The following is a 25603-nucleotide window of genomic DNA, read 5'->3' on the forward strand; positions in this document are numbered from 1 at the left end:
CTAATGACCGTTCCTTCTGAAATGATTAAACCAATTCCATCAGCAGCACGTTTTCGGTAATATTCAACAATATCCTCTCCTACTACGCCTGTTTGATCATCTGCAAAGGATCTTGTTAACGGTGCCATTGCGATACGAGAGCGTAAATTCCAAGCTCCAATTTTTATCGGTTCAAACAATTTACTTTCTATACCATTTTTTAAATTTCCCCAAGAATTTGTTTCTTTGCTAATTTGAACCATAAATTTTCCCCCGTTCATTTCGATTATTCTGTATTTCTATAAATACTGAAATTAAAATTAAAATTATTCCGCTTTAACATTAAAGTAAAGCGGGAGCGTATTGTGCAAGGACTTCTCGTTGTAAACTGTTATATCTGAAGGTTCCCTCTCTGCGAACTACTAATAATCCGCAATCGAGTAATGGTATGGTTTTAAATGATGCGTCAATGTTGAATTGGCAGGAACTTTTAATTGATGTGCCATTTCCAGGCAAGCTAACTCTGATTGCCCTGCAAGTAATTTTACGATTTGTAAACGAGTCGATTCACCTAGTGCCTTATAGACTTTTACTGCAATATCATCATCACAGCTAAAAATATCCTTTTCAGCATTTATTATTTCAGTATTTCTAGAAATATTGTATTTTATCCTAGATGATCTGTCAAGAGAGTTCTTTTCCATTTTTAATTCAAAGTAAATAAACGCCCGTTGAGTGGACCATTTAATAAAATCCACTACTCCATAATATAGGATTTAGAAATTTTAGATCCATTAATTCGTCTGGATTAATACCATCCTTATCTACTGATAAATAATATGGTTTTATCCCGGCGGTTTTAAAAATTGGTAGATTAAAGCTATAAGAAGGGTCTTCTATTGCTACTGCATCAACTGGCTTCAACAGACATTGAACCACTAAATGAAGAGTCTGTTGTGCTCCAGTTGTAATTAATATGGAAGAAGGATTTGTCTCAATTCTCCGAAATAGCTTAACATGCTTTGTAATGGATTCACTGAGTATCACGTTCCCCTGTGGATGATCATAACCTAAGCTACCAATAAATGATCTTGTAGTTGTAATCTGGCTTAAGGAATCCATTGGAAAAAGATCTTCTGATAATTTAAGATGATAAGTTTATGTTCTACCGCTTCTTTTCGTATCCTTTGGGTTACAGGTAGATTGGGTAAAAACGCCGGTTCCAGCTTGGAAGACGTTTCTTCGTAATCTGGTTTCCATTCCATTTACTACCTCCTTTTTTTATATCATATATTATTTTTCTCTTTGTTTTTTTTCGAACTGACATTCATAAAATAATTACCTTTCTGGTCATTAGTCAATAGGTATAAAAGTGATTTCATTTTGTTTGTAATGGTATTATTGTTCAGTCCTTTGTGAGGATGAACTTTTACTCGAATAATGGACACTATTAAAAAAATCTAGGACCGGGGTGGGCTGGAAATTTTTAAGGTTTTCATCGCGTATTTCATAACTTTCGCCTTTAAAAATTAAAGCTGAAAGCCTCCTACAAGATGTGTATTAAATTTTCGGCAACATATGTGGAAATGGAAAGATACTATCCCTCCTATAATATTGAGCATCTCAGAAAAATAACCATCCAATTTTATAATATTTTAACCATCCACTTATTTTAATGAATTCCACACGCCAATAAAACCTAGATAGAATCTGGTGAAAATGAAAATGGAAGTGAATTGTATGAAATGTGACGATTTATCGAAATATAAAATAAATGTTTACTTAAGTGATTTTCTTGTTATAATCGTAACGAATATTGTTGTTGGTCGTCTGACAACTATTATTCCTATTTATTTTGTAAGGGGCTGGTTCATTTGAATTATGCAAATTTAATTGATCATACATTATTAAAGGCGGACACAAAAAAAGAAGCGATTGTAAAGTTATGTGAAGAAGCAAAGCAATATGGTTTCGCTTCTGTATGTGTAAACCCAACTTGGGTACAAAAGGCAGCAGAAATTTTAAAAGATACAGATGTAAAGGTTTGTACAGTGATTGGGTTTCCATTAGGGGCCAATACCCCTGAAACAAAAGCGTTTGAGGCAAAAAATGCAATTGAGAATGGCGCTACGGAAGTCGATACAGTAATCAATATCGGGGCATTGAAAGATAAAAATGATGAACTGGTAGAGCAAGATATTCGTGTGGTTATAGATGCTGCAAAAGGAAAAGCATTAGTTAAGGTAATAATAGAGGCGTGCTTATTAACAAAAGAAGAAAAAGTTCGCGCATGTGAATTAGCGGTAAAAGCGGGAGCTGATTTTGTCAAAACATCAACTGGCTTTTCTTTGTACGGGGCAACAGTCGAGGATGTTGCAATAATGAGAAAAGCAGTAGGCCCAGACATCGGAGTAAAAGCCTCCGGCGGCGTTCGTGATCTTAACGATTTGAAAGCCATGGTAGAGGCGGGAGCAACAAGAATTGGTTCAAGCTCAAGTGTTGCCTTATTCACTGGTAAAGCAGACTCTACTGGTTATTAATAAAAACAAAGAGTCATGTTTTACGCTTAAAAAGCGACTTATATGATACATGTTGATAGTGATTATAAAGAAATCCTCGTGGTTGAACACGAGGATTTCTTTATAAGAATACAATTGCCCCCCATGCTCTTCAAGCTTAGAACCCTTGATATAGCTGGATTGGGGGACTTCGTGGGAATCGAACCCGCCAGACCACACACGTAGTCTCAAGCAGTTTTGAAGACTCCACGTACTAATTGCAAATTAATTGCTGTTAGTAAAATTAAAAGAATTACCGCCAAATCTACCTTTAATGAATTTTCATTAAAAATGCCACTAGTATTTATCTAATTAAATCAATTGTATTTATGTTCAATCCACCAATTTTAGTATATCCGATTCTCTCTATTCTTTATATAGTTTTGTAAAAATTGCTCCCTATTTTGCTTGCCCTCTTTCCCTTTCCTACTTTAATTTACCCACTTAATCAACTAAAACAAACGAATTAAGGTAAGGCAAAAATTAAGTATTGGTCATAAATCGATAACCAATTCCTGATTCTGTAATGATATAGTTAGGCCTAGCGGAATCAGTTTCACGGTTTTGAAAAGGCGATTTTTCAAAAGGTAAACATGTTATAAATATTAGTTATTAAAAAATATATCACTTCTAAACAGAATGGTCAAATCATTTTAAATTTTCAAATAGTTTTTATAAAAAATGTCTAACCATCCTGGATTCGTTACTTTTCACTCGATTTCAGTTGTTCATAATGGAGAGCAAGATCTTTTAATGCCGCTATCAGTGCATTCGTTGCCTTACCGTGATAATACATTTGGATGGCATCGACTGCTTCATCCATTCCATCCTTTAAACTTAATCCCCTCAATATCTGTCCAATAAATTGACGTGCCTGTTCGGTAGCCAATGTACAAGATGCCTCAAGTATAACCCCATATTTTCTGTCTATTTCTGCTGTAATCGTTAACGTATCAAACACACTTTTGGGTGCCATTCCTTGGGGTAAACGTGCGTGTCCAGCGATAAAAACAGTTTTTCCATTTAACATATGATCTACCTCTCCTAAAAATAGTTTAGATAACTTGGGCTGATTCTATTAATCTCGTCTGTATTGGAATACGCCTTACCACTTCTTTACCAATTTCAATTGACGCTGTTGCTGCTGGCGATGGTGCATTACATACATGGATTGAGCATTTTCCCATGATAATATGGAAATCGTCTACCATATCTCCATCATACTTTAATGCTTGAGCACGAACACCTGAATGTGCCGAGATCAGTTAAAGATAAGAAAAAAGCTCTCGATAAGAGCTTCAAACTGCAAAAATCCCTCGATAGCTTTGACTTTTGTAACCTTAACTCATTTTAAAGCTTAAAAGTTTTGTTACTAAATTTTGACAAACCTCATTATATTGATTTAAAGTTTCACACTCAACAATTACAAGAGCTTGGTTAGGTTTTGATTTAGAAGGCTTGATTTCTTTAATTGTACTCTTTACATATAAAACATCATTTGGGCGAGTTGGCTGTGGCCATTTAATCTCTCCACCAGCTCCAATAATCCCATGAGCAAAAGGCAGACTATCTGTCAATAATTTCATAGTAATCGCTGCGGTATGCCAACCACTAGCAGCTAATCCTTTGAAAAAAGTATCTTCTGCTAGATTCTCATCACAATGGAAAACCTGGGGGTCAAACTCACGTGCAAATCTTTTTATTTTGTCTGCACTTAAATGATATTTCTCACTGATAAAAGTATCACCCACTTTTAAATCATCAAGATAAAGTGCCATAGAATACCTCCTCCATTCATTTATATGTATATACATATATTGAACGCAGTATAAAAAGAAAAAATGTTTTTTTCTTCTCTTTTTAAATTCATGTATATACATATATAATGGTATTAGTAAACATATTATCTGTCAAGAAATAATTTCCAATTAAATATCGAATGCCTCTTTTATGATAATATCGTGAACGACATATTAAGTTTGAAAGGATTCGAAAGGAGATCTGCTTTATGAATAACAATCACAATGAGATGGATTATATTATACAATTTTGTGCCAGTGCGAACCTTAGAAAAGCAGCAAGAATTGTTACACAAGTATATGAAAAGCAAATGCAACCTACTGGCTTAAAAGTCACCCAATACTATATGTTAGTAAACGTCGCCCGTCATAAAAAGATTTCAATAAGCAAGCTAGGAGAGATTATGTTACTTGATCAAACTACTATTACTCGTAATGTAAATATCCTCAAAAAAAGTGGCTATGTTAACATTACAAAGGATAAAAATGATTCAAGAACAAAATCTATCTCGATAACCGATATGGGTCTTGCCAAATTAGAGGAAGCAACGCCAATTTGGTTACAAATACAAGAAAAAGTTGAAAATGGTATGGGTAAGGAAAAATATAAAGATTTGTTAGAAACGCTAATAAATTTACAAGAATCTATTGAGTTATACGAAGGTTAAAATTTATACTCATTTGATAAACAGAATTTCTATTGATATAAACAAGTTTGTGACAACTTGTACTTAAACTATAGGGTGCGATTGTTCAATAAGAGCAGTCGCCTTTCTTATTCGCTAACGAAGCAGTTTAGTGAAGAAGGGTTTCCGTAATTGTAAATATTAACTAACACAAATGTCATGAAAGTAGAGGATAATTATGTATTTGTTTCTATATATTCTTTTAAGTGCAATTTTAGGGTTCATATTACTTATGATAGGTCCCCCACAGGGCAAAACTTTTAAATGATCCTATCTCAGCCACAAGGCTGGTAGTTGTAATCGTAGCTATTCCCCTTAATGATTGGAGTGCTTGAATCATTGGCGCATGGTAACCTTCGGTCGATTGTAATTTAATTTCTTCCTCAAATCGTTTTACCCTTTGCTCAATTTCTTGTAGATGGTGCAGATACTCTTGAAAAACTACTTTAGAAGTGGAACGTTCAAACCTTAGAGTATTTAACCATTCACGATATCTACGAGTCCACTTTTTTCCTTTGAAAGGAGGGTGAATATCATTTCGTAAAAGGAATTTGGATAATCGATGTTTGGCTCATAACTCATCTTCTTTGGCATCTTCACGAGCCCGAACTAAATCCCGAAGGGCTTCGTCATCTTCTGTTGGCACATAAACAGGAGTTAATTCGCCAGCGCGAAATAACTTTGCTAGTTTAATCGAATCCCTACGGTCAGTTTTGATGCGCACACCTAGTTTTTTTAGGGATTAAAGATGGTGCAATCACTTCACATTCTATTCCTAGGCTAAGAAAAAGCCGATATAAACCATAGCCTATTGGACCAGCTTCATAACACACTCGAAGATTATCTTTTTCTCCCTGCTTTTTTATTAACTTTCTAATTGATTCCACTATTTTTTGAACTCTCAGCCATGGACATCCTTTTCTCAATGTTTCATGAAAAATGGCATTCAGCTGAATATATTGATCATTAGTAGCATCTGATATTTTATCTCTTCCATTTCAATGAGTATCCTTTTTAATGGCCTTTATCCACTTCTGTTAAAAACGGAAGAGATTTCTCAACTGCAAGCCCTTCCAATAAAGCGCGAGTATGGTAGATTTCCTCTATGTCGTCTCTTGTAATTGGAGTGACGATAGCACCTTTATGCGGGATCAACTCCACCAAGCCTTCCATCTGAAGCTGTGTAAGCGCCTCTCGAAATGGTATGCGGCTCACTTCCAGTCGCTCAGTCCATTCCTCTTGGATAAGCCGATCTCCCTTCTTTAATGTTCCATTCAATATCGCTTTCCTGAGACTTTTCGTTACAAATATTACAACTGTTGATTTATCTTCACTATCATTTCCCAAAATAATATCCACCTCTTTTTAAATTGGATACAATAAAAACAATATATCAGCTGTTTTTAACGTTTTTAATATAAAAATTTTAAAAATTGGATACAATTTTATTCGAACTGGATTCAATACTTTTTAAATCATTGGTATTTTACAAAGTTTATTCAAACCGACTAGGATGAAAATATTCTTCCTTGAAATCCTTTTCGTAGTTTTTTATTGACAAGTGACAATAACTATGTGAATATTATGATTAGTTCACAGTTAAAGAGTTACCCTCTTTCTCATTCTGAACAAATGATTTATTGAATTAATAAAACTGCCTAAATTCGTCTGATCTTCTTAGCAGAAGAGAACCCACGAACAAAAGCCGGTTTAAACTACCTTTTTGGGGTTTAAACTGGCTTTTTTTATTTTTTCAAAAGGAGGAGATTATTAATGAGCGGTGCCTTAGCGGGTGTCAGAATACTAGATTTGACAAGGGTTTTAGCAGGACCCTTTTGCTGTTATGGGATGATTTCCATGCTATTTGTTAAACCGGGTGTTAAAAAAGTAGCAGTTGAATTAAAGAGGGGGTAAGTCAGATAAGTCCAAAAACGGCTTGACAGATGTAAAAAGATGTAAATTTATGCATTTAGATATACAACTTAATGAACACCCTGAATCAATAAAGTATGGATGCCAGACCGCTTGGTACTTTGACTTTTTCTCAGTTATGTTCTAAAGTACTAATTGACTTAAGAAGGGAACTGAGAAATATGGAGTACATAGAGAAAAAAGATAAAGCTTACCAGCGCGTGTTAATATCTATGCTGCTTGGTAGCATTGTTACCTTTTCCGTTTTGTATGCACCGCAGCCATTAATTAATGTTTTTTCGAAGCAATACGGAGTATCTCCTGCAACCGCAAGCGCATCCATTTCGCTGCCTACACTTGCCCTTGCAGCAAGCTTATTGTTCATTCCATTTTTATCAAGGCGAATCGGCCGGAAGCGAATCATGGCCATTTCTTTGTTTGTAACATCAGTCCTTTCGATTATTTCAGCTTTCAGTTACAGCTTTGGGTTTTTTCTATTTATTCGACTGTTGGAAGGGATTAGTGTATCAGGTTTTCCCGCCATTGCAATTGCTTATTTAAATGAAGAAATTTCTCCGTTAAGCATTGGCGGTACGATGGGAGCGTATGTTGCGGGAACAGCTGTGGGCGGATTTATCGGGCGTGTAGCGATTGGTCCATTGACTGATTTATTTTCATGGCAAATCGCCTTTTTTGTCTTGGGCTTCGCTTGTTTTCTATGCAGTTTATATTTTTGGTTTTATTTACCAAGTTCGCGGAATTTCAAAACGGAAAAAACGCCTTTCACTAAGTATCTGACAGCATTAGCTGCGGTACTTGGCAGTAAACGGCTGTTTCCCATTTACACAATGGGGTTTTTGGTTATGGGTTCGTATATCATGTTGTTTAACTATATTGGTTATCCGTTAACCAAAGCACCCTACCATTTAAGCCAAACCGCTCTTGGGTTTTTATTTATTGTGAACTTGGACGGCATGTGGAGTTCGACCATGTTTGGAAAATTGGCTGACCATCATTCACGTAAAAAATTGATGGGACTGGCTTGTCTAATTTTTGTAGTTGGTGCATCGCTGACTCTTATTTCGAATTTGTGGCTGAAAATCCTGGGAATCGCCGTGTTTGCTTTTGGTTTTTTCGCCGGGCACACGACTGCAAGTGGATGGGTAGGAGTGGCAGCTCCTGCGAATCGGAAGGCCACCGCTTCCTCCCTTTATTTGTTGTTCTATTATCTGGGTTCCAGTATCATTGGCTGGGCCGGCGGATTTATCTGGATCAGCCTTCATTGGATTGGACTGGTATCTGGAATCTATTTACTCATGCTTCTTTGTTATGGATTAACATTTTTAACGAATGAAACAGGAACTGGCTGATTGCTTAAAGAATCATTTCCAAACTAATATCCGCGCCTTCGGTCCACCACTCCCTTGGTCAACAACATTACCAATCCACATTTATGTACGGAAGAGAAGGGATGTATGTTGAAATGGAACAATTACTTTTAAGGGGACTGTGCATTTTGTGTATTATGATAGTATGCACAATATCAAAAAACTTTTTACAAAGTAAGCGTCAAAAAATCCCCACTTGTTCAGATGGGGATTCCTAAAGCCTCCTAGAAAACCAGTGGTACCATCCGCGACAACAATTTTTCGATGGTTTCGATAATATTGAGCTTTTTATTAAAAAATGCATTGGTTATCGTCGAATATACATTAATTTCAACATTGGCATCCTTTAATTCTTGAATAAAGGATTTGCTTAATTCAAGACTGCCCAATCCATCATATAGCAGGCGCACCTTAACTCCTTCTTTTGCTTTACGAATTAAAATTGAAAAAGCTTCCGATGGATTGAAGGGGCTATACCCTCAAAGATCAATGCATATCCTTTGAGTTTGTAAGCGTTTTCATTTATAATGTAATTGGGTCGGATGGCAAAGGTGGCCATCACGGTATTCAGCGTAGGTGGGGCTGATACTCAACGGGAGCTTATATGCTCTATTTTTTTTTTGCATTGCCAACGACATTACAAATCGCAAATGCTTATTACTTTGAAGAAATTTGAAATGAAGACATAAAAAAGCGATTTAGACATAAACGAAAAAGTTCTAAGAGTATCCGTTAGCTTTTTACTTTTACTATCCAGGTCGAAATGAACGATTCTAAGGAATAATAAAAAAGTCGGCCCAAATTGGGATGACCTTTAAGTAAGGTTACTAGCTCTTTTGAATCACCCATCCATCTTACAACTTCAACGTCTGTTAATCCTACGGAATGTAGGCAGATTCTAAAAAAGGCCTTATTTCTGAAGAAAAAGTACAGCCTTAAGGCTGTACTGGCTAGTAAATAACCGAAGTTGAATGTAGGCATGTGTCAGATTGGATATTACCTAAAAAAAAGTAAGGACAAGCCCTATAAAATTAACATTTCTAATCTGACAAAAGTCAATATTATCAGATTCGCAATCTAGATAAAAAAAGTCGACTGTTAGTTTAAGTGAAAGCCATCTGATTTCTCCATAAAGAAACCGTCGTCTTTGGTATGTCAACACTAAACTAGACAACTTTTTTAAGGTGTCATTTTTTATATTCAATCGGGCTTAAATATCCAAGTGTTCCGTGAATTCTGATGTTATTAAACCAATGAACATAATCAGTATATGCGAAGGTAATATAGTTTTATCGTTACCTTTAACTGAATTAATTTGCATTTGGGTTAAAAACATACTTGTAGAAAGATTTGCCCCACTTATATTTGCAACACGTAGATCAGTTCTAATAAAATCAACACCTCTTAGATCTATATTTCTTAAATCAGCAGCAATTAATAAGATCCTCGTAAATCAGTCGTTCTTAAATCTTTCCCAGCTAAATTCTTACCAATCCTGTCAAACCCCCTGCAATTTTTTCCTTTCTTAATAGCAAAAATAGCAAAAACTTTCGAGCTTAGCTCAGTTCGAATGTATTCACTTTTTTCTAGAAGTAAATCTATGTATTTAACTGTTGTTTCGGATAAATTTATACCATTGCCCTACTTTTAAAATCTATTGTAAAAAAACCAGTTCCGCTAATGGAAACTGATTTAGTAGATCTTTATAAGCGTTAGATTACTTGTAAAATTTCACACGATCTTCAAGTGATTGGAATTCTTTTTCACCTGCTGGAACTGTTGGATTACCAAATGGCATTTGCGCAATCAGTTTCCAATTATCAGGGATATTCCATTCTTTTTTCACTTCATCATCAATTAGCGGATTATAGTGTTGCAAAGTTGCTCCTAGTCCCTCTGCTTCTAATGCTGTCCATACAACTAATTGGTGCATACCTGATGCTTGATTTGACCAAATTGGGAAGTTATCAGCATAAAGAGCAAATTGTTCTTGAAGTAATTTAACAACAGCTTCATCTTCAAAGAATAATACGGTTCCATATCCTGCTTTAAAGGAATCCATTTTTTGTTGAGTTGCTGAAAAGTCTCCATCCCCAACCACTTTTCTTAATGCTTCAGTTGTAATGTCCCATAATTTATTATGTGCTGCGCCTGACAATACAACAAGACGTGCCGTTTGAGAATTGAAAGCTGAAGGCGTATGTTTCACAGCAAATTCTACAATTTCTTTAATTCTTTCATCCGATACTTGTACATCTTTATTAATGCCGTAAATTGAACGTCTTTCTTTAAGTGCAGTGTAAAAATCTGTTTTCAACGCAATTGTCATAACGAGGATTCCTCCATTTTATAATCTTGAATTGATATATCTTTATATAATATATCTCGAATTCAATATAACTATAAACAATAAAGAACTTATTGTCAATTAACTTGTTTTGGTCTTAGCTTTTCCTTGACCTTATGCCAGAACTTTAGTAAGTGATATCTTACCATTAATAAAATACCCTTATTCCTATTCATTATTCAGAATAGCGCCCTTTAATGATGCTCTATGAATCCCATCATGACATGCTACAGCCCCAGGCAATTAAGAACGAAGCGTCTTTAATGCTCCGCTCCAAGCCAGAACTTGGTCCAGCATGCAGTTCACGTTCGTCAGGTGCAGGTCGGCGGGCTTAAATCCTCCGATTTCGAAATCCGTGTATAGCGATAACGCTGCTTGAACCGAACGTCCACAACGGAAAGCTCGCCCAGAATGCCTCGCAGGTGCTCCAGCGTAAAGTGGCAAGAAAGTTGTAACCCCGAAATACGTGAAGGTGAGAAAGAAAATCGCAATGCATTTGGTGATCAAAGTACCGTTCAAGAAAAAAGAAAATACTGATGGCCGCATCGAATTCTTTGACAAAAGAGTGCTGCCGATAACAGGTAAGCGGCGGCTAATAGGTTACTTCTACGTTGATATTGCGATGATTACATCTTAAGAACTCGCTCATCGTAAGAATTCTTCAGTTGGATGAATAATGACCAGGTTGGTGAATTCCACTTGAGAATCATTAATAGATTTTACACTCAGGTCCCAGATGACTTGGAGCTTGGTACTTCCCTGAGGAGTAAAAATATCTGAATTCGAGACCAGGCGACAATGGTCTTTCGCAATAACTTCTCCAACATAGTGTTGGATCACAATACTTGTACCAAATGTCGTGTATACAGGGATCCTGCTATCTTTGTCACGGAACGCGATCCTCATCGAATGAGCATTGCCACGATGCGATACATAATTAAGCGGATTTCCAACCGTGCTGGCATTAACAAAGATATTCATCTGCACCAACTGAGCCCCAGCTATGCAACCCATTTATTGAATAATGGAGCACCTCTCGATGTTATTCAAAGCTTATTAGGTCATGAAAAAAGTGAAACTACCCGGATTTATACGCAATTAAGCGGAAGCATCAGACAGGAATTTTATAGGAAGTATTTTTATCCATAAAAAAGCACCCCAAAAGTCAGAATTCAGCTCTAACTCTTGGGGTGCAGTACAATTAGGCTTCAGCCGAACGCTCCCACCATGTGTTGACTTCTTCAAGCCGTTTGGTATAAGCTTCTCGAATCGTATATGCAGCTTGAGATCCAACTGCCAAACGAAGCGGCGAATTGTCGCTTTTTATAACGGAAATGATCAGTTCCACTGCTTTTGCCGGGTCACCGATCTTGATGTTCGACATACCTTTCTCGTATGCTTCATAATGCGAAGCATATTCTTGTTTCTTCTCGGTAAGCTGCATCGATTCGCCGAAAAACTCTGTTGCGAACACGGAAGGCTCCACGATCGTCGTCTTGATCCCGAAGCTTGCGAACTCTTGCGCGAACGCTTCGGAGAAGCCTTCAACTGCAAACTTGGATGCAGCGTATATGCTGTACGGAGGCATGGACCAAGTTCCGAAGAAGGATGAAAAATTAACGTAATGGCCCGATCCTTGACGTTTAAAGACGGGGAGTGTTGCTCGGATGACATCTAGTACACCGAAAACGTTGACGTCGAACTGCTTCCGGATTTGTTCATCCGTATACTCCTCCAGCATACCGAACAGACCGTATCCGGCATTATTCACGACAATATCGATTTTCCCGAAAACGTCAACGGCTTCTTGAACGGCGGATTGAATTGTCGCCTTGTTTGTCACGTCCAAAGCAACGAGGTGAACACGATCCGGTGCCAGTTCTTTAAAATCCTGAATAGCTTCAAGTTTGCGTGCCGTAGCGACCACTTTGTCGCCGGCTTGAAGTAGCTGCTGCACAAATTGCCGTCCGAATCCTGACGAAGTTCCTGTAATAAACCATACTTTACTCATTGTTTTCATTTCTCCCTTTTTATTTATTCAGACCTGAACCACCGTTTTGATGGCAAAACTTGACGGCGATCGATCAATAACTTATAGCTTTTTAAAGTTAATAATTTGAATCTTTAATATAATCACCCAAATTTATCCATTATATCTAAATGATGTTTTGTAAAAAATATCCGCAAGAGATTAGAAGTTGCGTTCTTTGACGTCCAAACAAGAACGATCATTCTAAATAATGCACAAGAGGTTAGTGAGAAATAGCTTTAGATACAAAGAGACTCAATCATTTGAGAATGAACGTTCTAATAATGTTAAAAAAAATAATAAACCAATCATTTTTCTAAAAACTTAATTGACAAGTTGGTTATGCGTTGAAGTTTTTCTATAGTAACCGAGGTTCTTGCCATTACCCTTATTCCAACCAATGCATTATGCAGATATTCCGCCAATTCCTCGGCATCGTAATCAGAGGTGAATTCACCGTCCCTCTGTCCCCAAAGAATAATTTCCTTGAGTGCCTGCTCTGCTGATATAAATGATTGAGTAGACTTTGTATCGACATCGACATCACGAGCTGCTAATTCCACTGCCGAATTCACCATTAAGCAGCCGGAAGGCAAGTCCTCATCTACATTTAAACGAATCATGAATTCAAAAATAAACTGAAGAGCTTCCGTTGCAGTCTTGGAGAGTTTAACTCCGTTAGCAAGATCGGCGCTGAGTTTATCGCTATAGCGATCCATAACGTTCAGAAACAACGTATGTTTGTCGCCAAATGTGTCATACATGCTTCTGCGATGGATTCCCATATGCTCGACCAGATCGGTCATGGATGTCTTTTCGTAACCCTGTTCCCAAAAGAGCCTCATCGCTTTATCTAAAACCTCGGACTCTTCGTACTCTTTGCTTCTTGCCATTTCATTTCCCTCCTGTTAACAATATAACATATTGAGAACGATCAGTAAAGAATTAATTTTCATAATGCCAGGGCTATTCAATCTCTTCTCCTGCAAAGATAGGGTGTATCATAAGAAGAAATACTAATGTAATACAATTATATGTATTGTTCCCTAGCCTCTATCTTTATTCACCTAACCTGCTTACGTTAGTTCAAGAAGGATTTTCAACAAAACTTATCAAGATTGGCTCTCACCTATTTGTCCCTATATAAAGCAAATCCATCTCCTTTAAAAACTAGCTCCCTTTCTTTTAGCTCACTTATTAATGCTGTTTGTAGCTTAAACAAAGCCATCTCTTTTGGAGCCTCTGGTGTACTTGGACAAAATGTACCAAACTTATGGTATAATATGGTTGCCTGTAGTGTGTTATGAGAGTCGAAGAGGTTGAAGGGAAATTGTCCTACCAAGGGGCATCGAGTAGACTTTAATCTAAGCCTCTTGACGTCCCGATGGAGTTAGATATTCGCATTCGTGTGAAACTTCCTATCGCTGCCATAGAAATACTCTGGGCTCTGACGAACTTATTTCTATCAAGCAATGTAGCAGGCAACTAAACCTTGACCCTGAGCAAGAGACCTTGGTGACCACTCCTTCAATTTTAGGAGTGGCTTTCATTTTGAATAAAATAGTTATTTCATTACAAAAAAGAGCAGACACTATGACTGCTCCTCATTCCAACCTTCAATTAGTTGTTCCTTTCTAGTGATAATCCAATCTTCTTTAGTTGTTTCAGGAGGAAAAGACTCACAAACTCTGTGAAATTCAACTATTAATTTTTCTTTTAGTTCTTGTACAAGTTGATTAAATTTTGGTTCGAAATCAGTGTCAGTTTTTCCGAAAGAATGAGCCATCATAATCACCTCATTAGTAGTATTCTCTAAATTCTCAATTCTAGCCATTAAAAATGATGGGAGTTGATATACTGTAACAAGTCGATCTAGAGTCAATTTTTTGTATAGTGCGTGGGTTGGTATCATTGCTTTTTTCGTCATAAACAGTCATTCTTCCGTCCGAAGCTGATGCATTATATGTATCTCCGTAATCCCATACATGATATCTAATCTTCCCTCTACGAAAATACCAAAACCTATCCCAAAACTCCCTTAACCACCAAAGCAAGATCATCGCCTCACCTAATTATTTGATATTAGGTGTATTAGACAAAAATTGACAAATTACTTGTGACTTATTTGTGAAATAAAAAAAAAGACCATCAAATGATGATCCCTTCCTCAACTATAGCACCCAGTTAGGTCAATAACTTCTCAAAGTTCACTTCTCTACATAGAAATTTACAACTTCCCCATTCTTACAAAACCATGTTTTAGATATTATTTTATTTTTTATTTCGTAGAAGTTTAGAGTTACTTCATTAACATTCTCGTCATTTATATTTATTTGTTTATTCTTGTCTGCTAAAAAATAAAATCCACTCTTATCTTTGTTATATTCAGGTTGCCGCATACTTACAGTTGGGTCTTTTAAGAGGAGTGTAGTGTTCTTACTCTTCATATCTATTGTTGCGATACTGAAAGTATGTTCTTTTGGGTTGTTAAAGTAACTAATTAAAATGTTGTTCCCATCTGTAGATAACGATGCACCTGTTAAGAAAACTTCTATGTTTTTTATACCTTTTACCTTCTGTCCATCTTTATTATAAATAGATAGAGTATAAGCTGGTGGTTCTGGAGGAATTCCTTTCTTGTTAGCTTGTTCAATTTTTTCATACTCTTTTTTTACCGAATTCGTTACTAAAAGCAATTGTTTCTTCTTTGAATTATAATCCATCATAAATACTGATGTGTCTTTATCCTGATTATTCCACAGTTTTATTTTTTTGTTCCTTAAATCATATATTGCCATTTGAAAGTTACGGTCATTATCACCTAACAATACCCTCATAAAAAGAAGTTGGTTCTTCTCATCCAATTCTAAAAAATCAACATGATTAAGGTCATTAGTTAATTGAGTAGTTTGATTATTATTTAGATCCTTTTTAAAAAGTTGTAATGTTTGATTTTTTGTTTTATCTGTAAAATACACTTCTTTAGTGCAAACTATTCTTGGGCTATTTCTTCGCCATTTCTTTATCGATTATGGATGATGCAGCTAATGTGTGAGGAGAAAGTTTCAGTATAGTAGGTTGTTAATCAGAACAAATTACTTTTTATTCATAAAAAAACACCAGGTATCTTTTTAAACTGATGACAGTATCTGGAGATACCTGGCGTTTGAAAATAACTAATATAGGTAATCTGTGAGTTTATAAACACATTATTATAATAATTCAATCTATTATTTATGTTTATAATTGATTCCAAACGACAAGTTTCGTTTCAGTCATTTCAAGGATTGCATATTTCAAACCTTCTTTACCCGTGCCGCTTTCTTTTACGCCACCATATGGCATTTGGTCTACACGGTAAGTTGGAATATCGTTAATCATGACACCGCCTACTTCAAACTCTTTAGAAGCTCTGAATGCTGTTTGAATGTCATTTGTGAAAATCCCTGCTTGTAGGCCATAATTTGAATCATTAATTGCTGCAATTCCTTCTTCTACAGAAGAAATATTGTTCACAACTACAATTGGTGCAAAAACTTCCTGGCAAGATACCTTTAGAGTGGAGTCTACATTCTTTAAAATGGTTGGCATGAAGACTCCATTTTTAATATTGCCACCTGTTACGATTTCAGCACCGTTCTCCACCGCTTCTTGTACCCAGCTAAGTGCTCGTTCTTGTTCATCGGGATTGATCATTGCAGAAATATCCGTTGTTTCTGCAAGTGGGCTTCCAATGACTAACTTCTTAGTAGCATTTGTAAATTGTTCAATAAATTCATCGAATAATTCATCCATTACATAGGTGCGTTGTAATGAAATACAAACCTGACCTTGGTTTGAAAAAGCCCCATTAACACATTTAGGAACGATTTGGGATAAATCAACATTTTTGTCGATAATTAAACCAGCGTTCGATCCTAGTTCAAGAGCGACTTTTTTCAAGCCAGCTTTGTTGCGAATACCAATCCCAACAGCAGGGCTGCCAGTGAATGTAATCATTTTTACTTTTTCACTTGTAACCAATGAATCACCAACGGTTCTACCACTACCTGTAATAACGTTAAATGCGCCTTTAGGTAAAGCTGTTTGATCAATTAATTCAGCTAAAAACAATGCTGAAAGAGGCGTTTGCGATGCAGGCTTAAGAACGATTGTATTTCCGGCTGCAATCGCAGGTCCCACTTTATGTGCTACTAAGTTTTGCGGGAAGTTAAATGGTGTAATGGCTCCAATTACACCAATTGGTTGCTCTATCGTGTAACCGAAGCGATTTGCTCCGTTTTTCGCAGCATCCATAGGAATCATTTCTCCAGTTAAACGTTTTGCTTCTTCTGCCGAGAATTTATAGGTTTCAATCGTACGATCTATTTCACCTAATGCGAACTTTATTGGCTTTGCTGCTTCTAAGGAGATAATTTCAGCTGCCTTTAATCTATTTTCAAGTAACAAACTGACTAGTTTTTCTAATATTTCAGCCTTTTCATAAGCTGTAAGACTTGCCATTACTTCTCGATTCTTATAAGCAGCATCAATGGCGGAAGCTACTTGCTCTTTAGAGGCTTGAGGAATCTCAGCAATTTTCTCTTCTGAATAGGGAGAATGTAAATCTATATATTTTTCAGATTCATGCCATTCACCATTAAAATACAATTTCTTTTTCACTATATCTCACACCTTTTTTTATATTATCGTTTGTACCCTACCAGCATTAGTCTAAAATTGAAAAATTCTGCGCAATTTCATTCACCACAGGTATACTCTTTCTTAAATTCGTATCAAACATCACTGAGGTTACAGTTGCTTCTGTAATAAGTTCTTCTAATTGATTATAAATTTTTTGTTCGAATACAAAACTCTTAGTACCTAGTTTTTTGGGATGAGTGATAATTATAAGAGTATCTCCTAGTCTAGCTTCTTTCAGAAACATAATATCTAGCTTAAGGATCACGGTCCCTATTTTCTTTCTTCGCATTTCCTCATAGGAAATTCCCGCTTTCATGTACCAAGCTCCTCGAGCATCCTCTAGGAAGGAAACAAAGGAAGGAAGGGGAGGCAGTAGTTGCCTCCTATTCCTATGAATCTCTGTTTTGATATTATTCACGCTCGATGATAGTGGCGATTCCTTGACCACCGCCGATACAAGCGGTAATCAAAGCATATCTTCCTTCGGAGCGTTCTAATTCATATACTGCTTTCGTGATCAGGATTGCACCAGTGGCCCCAAGCGGATGACCATGAGCAATAGCCCCACCGTTAACGTTTACTTTTTCCAAATCCATTTCAAGCTCGCGATTACAAGCTAAAACTTGAGCTGCAAAAGCTTCGTTGATTTCGATCAGGTCAATCGCATCTAGGTGTAGACCAGATTTTTCTAGTACCTTTCGGACTGCAGGAACGGGACCTATTCCCATAATGTTAGGGTCAACACCCGCAACAGCATAGTCACGAATAACTGCTAATGGAGTTAGATTTAATTCCTCAGCTTTTTCTCTTGACATTATGACCAGAGCAGAGGCTGCATCATTTAATCCTGAACTGCTTCCAGCTGTCACCGTTCCACCTTTAAGAAATGCCGGCTGAAGTTTTGTCAATCCTTCGATGGTTGTTTGCGGTCTAGGGTGCTCGTCGGTATTAAAAATAACTGGCTCTCCCTTTTTTACCGGAATCGTTATCGGCACAATTTGTTCGTCAAATCGGCCTTCTTTCATCGCTACCGCCATACGTCTCTGGCTTTGAAGCGAAAATTCGTCTTGCTCTTCTCTCGTAATCTGATATTTTTCTGCTAGGTTTTCGGCGGTTATACCCATCGGTGGATTTCCTGCTTCTTCTGTAGAAACCTGTAATTTAATAAATCTTGGCGGTTCAGCATGAAATGGTTTTTCTGGACGGGCCATCAAATAGGGAGCACGGCTCATACTTTCAGTTCCACCAGCTATATAGATGTCACCATCACCTGCCCGAATCGCCTGGGCTGCAAGATTGACGGCATTAATGCCAGAACCACATTGCCGATCTACTGTTAAACCGGGTAAGTCAATCGATAACCCTGTTTGCAATGCTGATAATCTTGCAATATTTCCGCCGCCTGACAACACATTACCAAAAATAACATCATCGACCATTTCAGGTTTGAGTTTCGCTCTATTTAATGCCTCTTTGATAACCTCTGCACCTATTACGTGAGCAGGGACACTCGCTAGGGCCCCTCCTTGCCTGCCAATCGCTGTACGTACGGCAGAAACGATTACTGCATCTCTTTTCATCTATTATTTTCACCTCTATTTTTATTTAAAAGCTTTTGTATATTTTCTAGGAGTCTTGTATTATCTGTATTTTTTCTTACATCGCATGTGCGCCGCCATCAACAACTAATATATCCCCAGTTACAAAATTAGAAGCTGGTGCCGCTAAGAAAAGTGCAACTCCTTTTATATCGGAATCTGAACCAAATTTTCGTAATGGTGTGCCTTCAAGAATGGCTTCTCCGCCTTTATCCAGTAAACCATTAGACATTTTCGTTGGAAAAAATCCTGGAGCAATGGCATTAACATAAATACCATGTGGTCCCCATTTCACTGCTAAATCCTTAGTAAAAGTTACCACAGCGCCTTTACTCGCGTTATAGCCAATCGCATTCATATATTTAGGATTGCTTCCTTGCAGACCTGCTACAGAGGCAATATTGATAATTTTTCCTGATTTTTGTTCCAGCATCACTTTTCCAACTGCCTGTGACATTAAGAACGTGCCTGTAGCATTTACATTCAGCACCCTTTTCGACAATTTTTTCATTGATATAGTAGAAACATATTTCTTGAACCTACTATCACTATTTTTGATGAATGGATACAAAAAATCTTATATTAATCTAGTATTTTTTAGGAAAAATTTTTATTCCGATTGTCTAAGTATCTTATAGACACCTGTTCCTTTTGCAATAAGCTGATGATTTTCATCTAATATTTCTGATTCAATCGTCGCTAATTTATATCCCTGTTGGAGTACCTTTGCCCGAGCAAAGAGATCTCCAGTGTTTGTTGGGGCAAAATAATGTACATCCAAATTCACTGCTGATACAGAAGTATGATATATTTTGCGCAGATGAATGGTTTGGACCATATCAAGCATGGAGGCATGAACTCCTCCATGAAGAGAATTATTTGTGTTTAATAGTTCTTTCTTTACTTCCAGCTTTAGTGATAGTTCATCTTCATGTCCGCTTACGATTTCAAATCCGATATGATTAAAAAAAGGGTTTTTATTAATTCCTTTAAACATTTCTTTTTCCATCACCTTCAACATATTCCCCCCTTCTCTACCCCTTTTTAATAGGAGTTGCTTTAAAGGTTCCAATCCCCTTAGCAATTAGAACTCCGTCTTGTGAAAAGATCATTCCCTCTGCAGTTACATATTTACCCTCTTGATTCAATATTTTCGTTTCCGCCTGATAATGTTCTCTCGGCGAAAGGTCGAAAAATGATAGATTTAGATTAATCGTAGTAGCAAACGATTTTGTTTCCACAGAGATGGTAGCACCCATAGAAATATCAATCATGGTTGAAAAAACACCAGGATGAATCGTACCATCGTCCTGGAGTAAATGCTGCTGCAAGGATAAATCTAGTTCAAACTTATCAGTCATTGTGCTAGTAAACCCCATATAATCAATAAAAGTTGATGATGTTTTGGCTTTGTTCAATTCCATATTCCTTTCTATAGGACCTCGACCATCAATGCCATTCCTTGGCCGCCACCGACGCAAAGAGTAGCGATTCCTCTCTTTTTACCACGGCGTATTAGTTCGTGAATTAAGGTCGTACTAATCTTTGCTCCCGTTGCTCCAAGTGGATGACCAAGCGCAATAGCTCCTCCATTTACGTTTACTTTCGCTATATCTAATTGTAATTCGCGAATAACAGCTAATGACTGCGAAGCGAATGCTTCATTCAACTCAATTAAATCGATATCTTCCAGAGTAAAGTTTGTTCTTTCCAAAAGCTTCTTAACCGCTGGTACAGGGCCAATTCCCATGACTTCTGGAGAAACCCCTACCGCCGTCCAATCAACAATTTTAGCAAGCGGTTTCAATCCCAATTTTTCAGCATTATTGGCAGATGTGAGCACTAATGCAGCTGCACCATCATTCCTGCCGCAGGCATTGCCAGCCGTAACGGTGCCATTTTCTTTAAATGCAGGCCGAAGTTTGCTCAGCGCTGCAAAAGTTATTTCAGGTCTTGGATGTTCATCAACCGTAAAGGTAAAGGAACTTTTTTTGCTGTTTATCACAACCGGAACGATTTCATCCTGGAAGTGGTTATTTTTTATCGCAGCAGCAGCCCTTAATTGACTTTCAAGCGAAAAAGCATCCTGGTCTTCTCGTGAAATCGAAAATCTCTCCGCTACATTTTCTGCTGTTATCCCCATTCCAAGGTCATTACCATAGATTTCAACAGGCTGTTGACCAGCTTCTGTGTTCGAATCAACCAACTTCGCTTGGTCTCCGCCAAAGCGGGAGTTTCTTAGATAAATAGGGGCATTGCTCAAGCTCTCTGTTCCACCGGCAACAACGATTTCTGCTTGCCCGAAAGCAATTTGCTGAGCACCTGAACAAATAGCCTGCATACCGGATGCACATAAGCGGTTAATCGTAAACGCAGCTGCACTTTCAGAAACCCCTGCCCTCAACGCTGCCACTCTGGCCACATTCGAAGATTCGGTAGTCTGTCTTACTTCTCCCAAGATGACTTCATCGACTTGATCCGCTGAAATACCAGCCCTGTTTATAGCCTCTTTAATGGCAATTGAAGCGAGCTGTCCGGAATTAAGGCTTTTTAATGCGCCGCCATACCTTCCGACAGGTGTACGAACGGCACTTAAAATAACAATCTCTTCCACTATGAAATCCCTCCTAGATAAATTAATTTAGCTATATTCTTTTTCTAATTGTGCTGCAATGATATTTTTCTGGATTTCAGATGTGCCCTCATAGATTCTGGTAATCCTGGCATCACGATAGTAGCGTTCAACAGGATAGTCGGCGATATAACCCAAACCCCCATGAATTTGCACAGCTTTATCTGCCACACGGTTATACACCTCTGAACCATAAAGCTTCAGCATAGCCGCTTCTTTGATAACCTTCATTCCTGAATCAACCATCCAAGCCACACGGTAGGTAAAGGAACGGAGCGCTTCAATTTCAACCGCCATTTCCGCAAGCATGTGGCTGACTGCCTGATTCTTGATGATTGGTTTACCAAATTGGATTCGTTCTTTAGCATATCTGGTCGACATTTCTAATAGTTTTTGACAGGATCCGAGATTTCGTGAAGCAAGACCTGCTCGGCCATTTGCTAAAATTTTGAGAGCATTTACATATCCCTGTCCTTCTGAGCCCAGTACATTTTCCACTGGAACTTCGCAATCTTCAAAAATTAATTCCGCTGAATGTGAACCTCTTAAACCCATCTTTTTTTCCACTGCTCCGACCTGAAACCCAGGGAAATCTTTTTCCACAATAAACGAGGTAATGCCTTTAGCCCCTTTTTCAGGATCTGTAACAGCCATGACAGTAAATACACTTGCCTCAGTGGCATTTGTAATGTAATGCTTCAGGCCATTTAAGATGTATTTATCCCCCCTTCTTACAGCCGTAGTTTTTAAATTTGCCGCATTTGAACCAGCATCAGGTTCAGTCAATGCAAATGCTCCCAGTTTTTCTCCGCTTGCCATATCAGGGAGAAACTTTTTCTTTTGCAGTTCATTTCCCATTTCCACGATTCCTACGGTTCCAATGCCTGTATGAGCCCCAATTAATGTGGTATAGCCATTATGTGTTTGCCCAATTTCCTCGTACAAAGCACATTTACCCACCATGCCTATCCCAAGGCCGCCATACTCTTCAGGGATACTTAACCCAAACAGCCCTAACTCCTTTGAGAGATTGATAATTCTTTCTGGAATATGGTTTTCTTCTTCAATTTGCATCGCAACCGCTTCAACCTCGGTTTGAATAAAATCTCTGACGTTCGATTTCATAAACAGAATATCTTCGTTAAGTTCAAAGTTCATGGATAGCACCCCTAGTTCAGCTAAAGTTATCGGTTAAACCATTTTCTTTGATTCGTCTAAAAGGATTCGTTTCAAAACCTTACCAACCGTATTCCGCGGCAAGGCTTCGATGATCTCAAATTGCTTTGGCACTTTGTAACGGGTTAAGAGTTGGTAGCAATGCTCCCTTAACTCATTGATGTTTATACCCTTGCCTTCCTTGGGTACAATAAAGGCTTTAACAAGTTCTCCTGCTTCTCTGTCAGGTATCCCTACTACCGCTGCCTCAAGGACATCGGGGTGTTCATATAACACACCTTCGACCTCCTGCGGGTAAACGTTAAAGCCGCCGACAATAATCATTTCTTTTTTCCGGCCGACAATATAAAAATATCCATCTTCATCCATTGTGGCTAAATCACCGGTATAGAGCCAGCCATCCCGTAAGGATAGATTCGTTTCTTCAGGCTTATTCCAATAACCTAACATCACCTGGGGACCTTTTATTAATAGTTCCCCAACAGTTTTTTCCGGAAGATTCTCCCCATGATCATCGACAATCCGGCAGTCTGTTTTCGGCAGAGGAATACCAATACTGCCGACCTTCATCAAGCCATCCGGCGGATTTCGGTGGGTCGATGGAGAAGTTTCAGAAAGCCCATAGCCTTCGCGAATGGAGGCACCTGTTAACCCCTCAAACTTCTTCAAGACTTCTATTGGCAATGGTGCCGAACCACTTGAACAGGTTTTAAAACAGGTTAAATCATACCTATCAATTTCAGGGTAATTAACAAATGCATTGTACATTTTTGGAACACCTGGAAAGAAGGTTGGTCTGTGAGTTTGAATGAGCTTAAGGACTTTTTCGATTTCAAACTTGTTGACTAACAGATTTGCTGCCCCAATGTAAATGGCAAGGTTCATCCCGCTTGTCATCCCATACACATGATATAAGGGCGTCGCCGTTAAGATGGTTTCTTCGCCAAAAAACATGTTTGCACCATATAAAGCTTTACTTTGAAGGACATTCGCCACTAAATTATAATGTGTCAGCATGGCCCCTTTCTTTTTCCCTGTCGTTCCACCAGTATATTGAATGACGGCAATGTCCTGTTGGGCATTAATCAAACATGAATCAACCAGTGGATTGAAGCAGTTTATTAACTCGTGAATACTGTAAATGCCATCTTTTTTTGATGAAAGTTCTGTAACAAATAATCCTTTAAAAGCATAGGAATTTTTTAGTTGTGATATTTTTTCAAGACTCTGTGGTTCTGTAACTAAATAATTCATTTGTGCATCATGAAGTATTTCCAGAAGTTCTCTTGGGGTATAAAGCGGATTAATCTGAACGACAATCATTCCTAGCTTCAATGCAGCATAATAGGAAATCACATAGAAGGGATGGTTGGATACCATTAAACCAAGCCGATCCCCTTTTTTAACTCCTAGGTTTCTCCAGGCAGCTGCTAGTCGGTCGACCTGATCTTTTAACTGCTTGTACGTCAAGCTATCCTCATCGTAAATGATAGCGGTCTTGTCACTATATTTCCTTGTCGTATCTTCCAAAAGTGAATACAAACTAACTTCTGGGATATGAAAGGAAAGAATCGTCGTCTCGGGGTATTGTTCCATCCAGGGACGTTCGTGCTCCATAATCAAATCTTTCACCTCTCCAAATGGAATCTAAAATTTTATTGTTTAATTGTTTGATAGTTTAATAAATGATAGATTGTTTCAAGGACTGGTGTTTCCACTTGCAATTCCTTTCCTTTTTTCACGATATAACCGGCGATGGATTCAAGTTCAGGTGTTTTCCCTTTTAACTTATCCTGAAGCATCGAGGTATGGTGATTTTTCGCCAGGCTACCTTGAGCAAATATGGTTTCGTAAAAATCTTCATCGATCTCAAAACCTAGTGCTCTTGCTACAGCAATGGACTCTTTACAAATTTTGACCGCAGTAGAATGTATACCGTCATTTTCAAACACGGCGCCTACTTTAGACTCAATTAGAGCTGTTATAGGATTAAAGGTGACATTCCAAAGCAATTTTTTCCACTTTATTTCTAAAATGTTCCTTGAGGTAAATGTTTCGATGTTTGCAGCATTAAATTTAGCTGAAATTTCGTTTACCTGTTCAGTCTTCTCCTCATCCAAAGCCCCGATCAACAGTCTTGGCGGAACACCAATTTGTTTAACGGCACCGTCTTCGGTTACAATTGCCTGAATGTAAGTGGCACATGATAGAATTCGTTTTTCACCGAATATGGAAGCAAGAATTTCTTCATTATCTACCCCATTTTGAAACGTCATAATGAGAGAGGATTCTTTTAAAATCGGAAGAAATTTCGCAGCAACCTCGGTTGTGCTTGTTGATTTCACACAAAATAAAAGCAGGTCAATCTCTGAAAATGATTCATATTGATCAGTAAAGATTCCATCTACCGTAAATCGATCTACTTCACTTTCAATCAATAAACCTTTTGAATGCATTCTTTCAAGATTTGAACCTCTTGCCAAAAAAATGACCTCATGTCCGGCCTTTTGTAATAGTCCGCCAAAATAACCGCCAACGGCACCGGTGCCTGCAACCCCTATTTTCATAAAACTTCCTCCAAAATATTATGCATTACTCTAAATGGATTTGTTGAGTTTGATTGATAGGATAAAAGATATAAAATCCCCCACTTAATTACCTTGAGGTCCTTTTTTCTTGCTAGCGGGCATTAAGAGACCCTCTTAATTACCTTAGGTCCTTTTTTTCTTACCCGCGGGCATTAGGAGACCCTCTTAATTACCTTGAGGACTCTTTTTTCTTACCCGCGGGCATTAGAAGACCCTCTTAATTACCTTG

At 37.8% G+C, this 25603-nt stretch carries 31 protein-coding genes and 5 pseudogenes; 6 read left to right on the forward strand and 30 right to left on the reverse strand.

The window, feature by feature from the left end; all coding sequences use genetic code 11:
• The 4 genes from COE25_RS26525 to COE25_RS32530 all read right to left on the reverse strand — a co-directional run.
• Positions 1-242: oxidoreductase (locus COE25_RS26525; protein WP_483861196.1), on the reverse strand; the 242-nt coding region annotated here is incomplete at its 3' end.
• Between the two features lie 159 nt (positions 243-401).
• Positions 402-737, reverse strand: coding sequence for an ArsR/SmtB family transcription factor (locus COE25_RS32150; protein WP_306573002.1), 336 nt, complete (start codon positions 735-737; stop codon positions 402-404).
• A complete protein-coding gene (locus tag COE25_RS26535; RefSeq protein WP_483861197.1) occupies positions 724-1101 on the reverse strand; it encodes an aminotransferase class I/II-fold pyridoxal phosphate-dependent enzyme in 378 nt (125 codons plus the stop codon). The genes COE25_RS32150 and COE25_RS26535 overlap by 14 nt, the downstream gene beginning before the upstream one ends.
• On the reverse strand, positions 1089-1244 hold the full coding sequence (locus COE25_RS32530; protein ID WP_483861198.1) for a hypothetical protein: 156 nt from the start codon (positions 1242-1244) through the stop codon (positions 1089-1091). Before COE25_RS32530 ends, COE25_RS26535 begins: the two co-directional genes overlap by 13 nt.
• 609 nt (positions 1245-1853) lie before the next feature.
• Here COE25_RS32530 and deoC point away from each other — a divergent pair.
• The gene (gene deoC, locus COE25_RS26540) at positions 1854-2519 is read left to right on the forward strand and encodes a deoxyribose-phosphate aldolase (protein WP_098934774.1); all 666 of its coding nucleotides are present in this window, start codon (positions 1854-1856) and stop codon (positions 2517-2519) included.
• A gap of 721 nt (positions 2520-3240) precedes the next feature.
• Here the strand turns inward: deoC and COE25_RS26545 are convergent.
• From COE25_RS26545 to COE25_RS26555, 3 genes and pseudogenes are all read right to left on the reverse strand, one after another.
• Positions 3241-3567: a DUF3870 domain-containing protein gene (locus tag COE25_RS26545; protein WP_098934775.1), complete on the reverse strand. Its 327-nt coding sequence runs from the start codon at positions 3565-3567 to the stop codon at positions 3241-3243.
• Positions 3568-3592: 25 nt separating this feature from the next.
• Positions 3593-3802, reverse strand: a pseudogene (locus COE25_RS31265) (L-2-hydroxyglutarate oxidase); the annotation flags it as partial.
• A 75-nt stretch (positions 3803-3877) separates the two neighbouring features.
• A complete protein-coding gene (locus COE25_RS26555; protein WP_098934776.1) occupies positions 3878-4315 on the reverse strand; it encodes a MaoC family dehydratase in 438 nt (145 codons plus the stop codon).
• Positions 4316-4545: 230 nt separating this feature from the next.
• Here COE25_RS26555 and COE25_RS26560 point away from each other — a divergent pair, with 230 nt between their 5' ends.
• Positions 4546-5004 (forward strand): MarR family winged helix-turn-helix transcriptional regulator, encoded by a 459-nt coding sequence (locus COE25_RS26560; RefSeq protein WP_098934777.1) that lies wholly within the window; start codon positions 4546-4548, stop codon positions 5002-5004.
• Between the two features lie 589 nt (positions 5005-5593).
• Here the strand turns inward: COE25_RS26560 and COE25_RS31270 are convergent.
• Both COE25_RS31270 and COE25_RS26570 read right to left on the reverse strand, forming a co-directional pair.
• Complete coding sequence (locus tag COE25_RS31270; protein ID WP_218964344.1) at positions 5594-5746, reverse strand: IS110 family transposase; 153 nt, start codon at positions 5744-5746, stop codon at positions 5594-5596.
• A 290-nt stretch (positions 5747-6036) separates the two neighbouring features.
• Positions 6037-6369, reverse strand: coding sequence for a GntR family transcriptional regulator (locus tag COE25_RS26570; protein ID WP_180247618.1), 333 nt, complete (start codon positions 6367-6369; stop codon positions 6037-6039).
• Between the two features lie 426 nt (positions 6370-6795).
• Between COE25_RS26570 and COE25_RS31070 the strand changes: the two genes are divergently transcribed.
• Together COE25_RS31070 and COE25_RS26575 are read left to right on the forward strand one after the other, a co-directional pair.
• Positions 6796-6936, forward strand: a complete 141-nt coding sequence (locus COE25_RS31070) for a hypothetical protein (RefSeq protein ID WP_180247619.1) — start codon at positions 6796-6798, stop codon at positions 6934-6936.
• Between the two features lie 179 nt (positions 6937-7115).
• Positions 7116-8303, forward strand: coding sequence for an MFS transporter (locus tag COE25_RS26575; protein ID WP_098934779.1), 1188 nt, complete (start codon positions 7116-7118; stop codon positions 8301-8303).
• Positions 8304-8456: 153 nt separating this feature from the next.
• On the opposite strand, the gene COE25_RS32410 is transcribed toward COE25_RS26575, so the two are convergent.
• From COE25_RS32410 to COE25_RS31915, 6 genes and pseudogenes are all read right to left on the reverse strand, one after another.
• The gene (locus tag COE25_RS32410; RefSeq protein ID WP_373605377.1) at positions 8457-8579 is read right to left on the reverse strand and encodes a hypothetical protein; all 123 of its coding nucleotides are present in this window, start codon (positions 8577-8579) and stop codon (positions 8457-8459) included.
• Positions 8546-8731, reverse strand: coding sequence for a phospholipase D-like domain-containing protein (locus COE25_RS26580; protein ID WP_098934780.1), 186 nt, complete (start codon positions 8729-8731; stop codon positions 8546-8548). The genes COE25_RS32410 and COE25_RS26580 overlap by 34 nt, the downstream gene beginning before the upstream one ends.
• Before the next feature lie 777 nt (positions 8732-9508).
• Complete coding sequence (locus tag COE25_RS31910) at positions 9509-9604, reverse strand: IS3 family transposase (RefSeq protein ID WP_373605378.1); 96 nt, start codon at positions 9602-9604, stop codon at positions 9509-9511.
• A gap of 104 nt (positions 9605-9708) precedes the next feature.
• Positions 9709-9765, reverse strand: a pseudogene (locus COE25_RS32155) (hypothetical protein); the annotation flags it as partial.
• 273 nt (positions 9766-10038) lie between these two features.
• Complete coding sequence (locus COE25_RS26590) at positions 10039-10638, reverse strand: nitroreductase family protein (RefSeq protein WP_098934821.1); 600 nt, start codon at positions 10636-10638, stop codon at positions 10039-10041.
• Between the two features lie 273 nt (positions 10639-10911).
• Positions 10912-11096 (reverse strand): annotated as a pseudogene (locus COE25_RS31915) (NADPH-dependent oxidoreductase); the annotation flags it as partial.
• A gap of 62 nt (positions 11097-11158) precedes the next feature.
• Between COE25_RS31915 and COE25_RS31075 the strand changes: the two are divergent.
• Complete coding sequence (locus COE25_RS31075) at positions 11159-11305, forward strand: hypothetical protein (protein ID WP_180247620.1); 147 nt, start codon at positions 11159-11161, stop codon at positions 11303-11305.
• An 8-nt stretch (positions 11306-11313) separates the two neighbouring features.
• On the opposite strand, the gene COE25_RS31080 is transcribed toward COE25_RS31075, so the two are convergent.
• The gene (locus COE25_RS31080; RefSeq protein ID WP_180247617.1) at positions 11314-11655 is read right to left on the reverse strand and encodes a hypothetical protein; all 342 of its coding nucleotides are present in this window, start codon (positions 11653-11655) and stop codon (positions 11314-11316) included.
• Here COE25_RS31080 and COE25_RS26600 point away from each other — a divergent pair.
• Positions 11539-11817: pseudogene (locus tag COE25_RS26600) on the forward strand (tyrosine-type recombinase/integrase); the annotation flags it as partial. The gene COE25_RS31080 and the pseudogene COE25_RS26600 sit on opposite strands and share 117 nt — an antisense overlap.
• Positions 11818-11869: 52 nt before the next feature.
• Here COE25_RS26600 and COE25_RS26605 read toward each other — a convergent pair.
• The 14 genes and pseudogenes from COE25_RS26605 to COE25_RS26675 form a co-directional block, all read right to left on the reverse strand.
• Entirely contained in the window at positions 11870-12679 is an 810-nt protein-coding gene (locus tag COE25_RS26605) for an SDR family NAD(P)-dependent oxidoreductase (protein ID WP_180247621.1), read from the reverse strand.
• A 326-nt stretch (positions 12680-13005) separates the two neighbouring features.
• Positions 13006-13590 (reverse strand): TetR/AcrR family transcriptional regulator, encoded by a 585-nt coding sequence (locus COE25_RS26610; RefSeq protein WP_098934782.1) that lies wholly within the window; start codon positions 13588-13590, stop codon positions 13006-13008.
• 698 nt (positions 13591-14288) lie between these two features.
• A complete protein-coding gene (locus COE25_RS26620) occupies positions 14289-14624 on the reverse strand; it encodes a hypothetical protein (protein WP_098934784.1) in 336 nt (111 codons plus the stop codon).
• 280 nt (positions 14625-14904) lie between these two features.
• Positions 14905-15675: a hypothetical protein gene (locus COE25_RS26625; protein WP_098934785.1), complete on the reverse strand. Its 771-nt coding sequence runs from the start codon at positions 15673-15675 to the stop codon at positions 14905-14907.
• Between the two features lie 262 nt (positions 15676-15937).
• Positions 15938-17359, reverse strand: a complete 1422-nt coding sequence (locus tag COE25_RS26630; RefSeq protein WP_098934786.1) for an aldehyde dehydrogenase family protein — start codon at positions 17357-17359, stop codon at positions 15938-15940.
• Positions 17360-17405: 46 nt separating this feature from the next.
• On the reverse strand, positions 17406-17828 hold the full coding sequence (locus tag COE25_RS26635; RefSeq protein ID WP_306573007.1) for an acyl-CoA thioesterase: 423 nt from the start codon (positions 17826-17828) through the stop codon (positions 17406-17408).
• A complete protein-coding gene (locus COE25_RS26640) occupies positions 17791-18960 on the reverse strand; it encodes a thiolase family protein (RefSeq protein WP_098934788.1) in 1170 nt (389 codons plus the stop codon). The genes COE25_RS26635 and COE25_RS26640 overlap by 38 nt, the downstream gene beginning before the upstream one ends.
• Positions 18961-19036: 76 nt before the next feature.
• A pseudogene (locus COE25_RS26645) lies at positions 19037-19474 on the reverse strand (SDR family oxidoreductase); the annotation flags it as partial.
• Between the two features lie 114 nt (positions 19475-19588).
• Positions 19589-19999 (reverse strand): PaaI family thioesterase, encoded by a 411-nt coding sequence (locus COE25_RS26650; RefSeq protein WP_098934789.1) that lies wholly within the window; start codon positions 19997-19999, stop codon positions 19589-19591.
• A 13-nt stretch (positions 20000-20012) separates the two neighbouring features.
• A complete protein-coding gene (locus COE25_RS26655; RefSeq protein WP_180247622.1) occupies positions 20013-20396 on the reverse strand; it encodes a PaaI family thioesterase in 384 nt (127 codons plus the stop codon).
• A gap of 14 nt (positions 20397-20410) precedes the next feature.
• Positions 20411-21595, reverse strand: a complete 1185-nt coding sequence (locus COE25_RS26660; RefSeq protein ID WP_098934791.1) for a thiolase family protein — start codon at positions 21593-21595, stop codon at positions 20411-20413.
• A 24-nt stretch (positions 21596-21619) separates the two neighbouring features.
• Complete coding sequence (locus COE25_RS26665; protein ID WP_098934792.1) at positions 21620-22768, reverse strand: acyl-CoA dehydrogenase family protein; 1149 nt, start codon at positions 22766-22768, stop codon at positions 21620-21622.
• Positions 22769-22801: 33 nt separating this feature from the next.
• Positions 22802-24403 carry a long-chain-fatty-acid--CoA ligase gene (locus tag COE25_RS26670; RefSeq protein ID WP_098934793.1) on the reverse strand — a complete coding sequence of 534 codons (1602 nt, stop codon included), beginning with the start codon at positions 24401-24403 and terminating at the stop codon, positions 22802-22804.
• A 38-nt stretch (positions 24404-24441) separates the two neighbouring features.
• The gene (locus COE25_RS26675) at positions 24442-25353 is read right to left on the reverse strand and encodes a ketopantoate reductase family protein (protein WP_098934794.1); all 912 of its coding nucleotides are present in this window, start codon (positions 25351-25353) and stop codon (positions 24442-24444) included.
• Positions 25354-25603: the final 250 nt, after the last annotated feature.

This window comes from Bacillus sp. AFS031507, assembly GCF_002584635.1.
GTDB lineage: Bacteria > Bacillota > Bacilli > Bacillales > Cytobacillaceae > Neobacillus.

Coding starts and splice junctions, on each gene's coding strand:
- COE25_RS26535 (WP_483861197.1), bottom strand. CDS start 1,101: ATGGATTCCTTAAGCCAGATTACAACTACAAGATCATTTATTGGTAGC.
- COE25_RS32530 (WP_483861198.1), bottom strand. CDS start 1,244: ATGGAATGGAAACCAGATTACGAAGAAACGTCTTCCAAGCTGGAACCG.
- COE25_RS26545 (WP_098934775.1), bottom strand. CDS start 3,567: ATGTTAAATGGAAAAACTGTTTTTATCGCTGGACACGCACGTTTACCC.
- COE25_RS26555 (WP_098934776.1), bottom strand. CDS start 4,315: ATGGCACTTTATCTTGATGATTTAAAAGTGGGTGATACTTTTATCAGT.
- COE25_RS26560 (WP_098934777.1), top strand. CDS start 4,546: ATGAATAACAATCACAATGAGATGGATTATATTATACAATTTTGTGCC.
- COE25_RS31070 (WP_180247619.1), top strand. CDS start 6,796: ATGAGCGGTGCCTTAGCGGGTGTCAGAATACTAGATTTGACAAGGGTT.
- COE25_RS26575 (WP_098934779.1), top strand. CDS start 7,116: ATGGAGTACATAGAGAAAAAAGATAAAGCTTACCAGCGCGTGTTAATA.
- COE25_RS31075 (WP_180247620.1), top strand. CDS start 11,159: ATGCATTTGGTGATCAAAGTACCGTTCAAGAAAAAAGAAAATACTGAT.
- COE25_RS26605 (WP_180247621.1), bottom strand. CDS start 12,679: ATGAGTAAAGTATGGTTTATTACAGGAACTTCGTCAGGATTCGGACGG.
- COE25_RS26610 (WP_098934782.1), bottom strand. CDS start 13,590: ATGGCAAGAAGCAAAGAGTACGAAGAGTCCGAGGTTTTAGATAAAGCG.
- COE25_RS26620 (WP_098934784.1), bottom strand. CDS start 14,624: ATGACGAAAAAAGCAATGATACCAACCCACGCACTATACAAAAAATTG.
- COE25_RS26640 (WP_098934788.1), bottom strand. CDS start 18,960: ATGAAAAGAGATGCAGTAATCGTTTCTGCCGTACGTACAGCGATTGGC.
- COE25_RS26650 (WP_098934789.1), bottom strand. CDS start 19,999: ATGTTGAAGGTGATGGAAAAAGAAATGTTTAAAGGAATTAATAAAAAC.
- COE25_RS26665 (WP_098934792.1), bottom strand. CDS start 22,768: ATGAACTTTGAACTTAACGAAGATATTCTGTTTATGAAATCGAACGTC.
- COE25_RS26670 (WP_098934793.1), bottom strand. CDS start 24,403: ATGGAGCACGAACGTCCCTGGATGGAACAATACCCCGAGACGACGATT.
- COE25_RS26675 (WP_098934794.1), bottom strand. CDS start 25,353: ATGAAAATAGGGGTTGCAGGCACCGGTGCCGTTGGCGGTTATTTTGGC.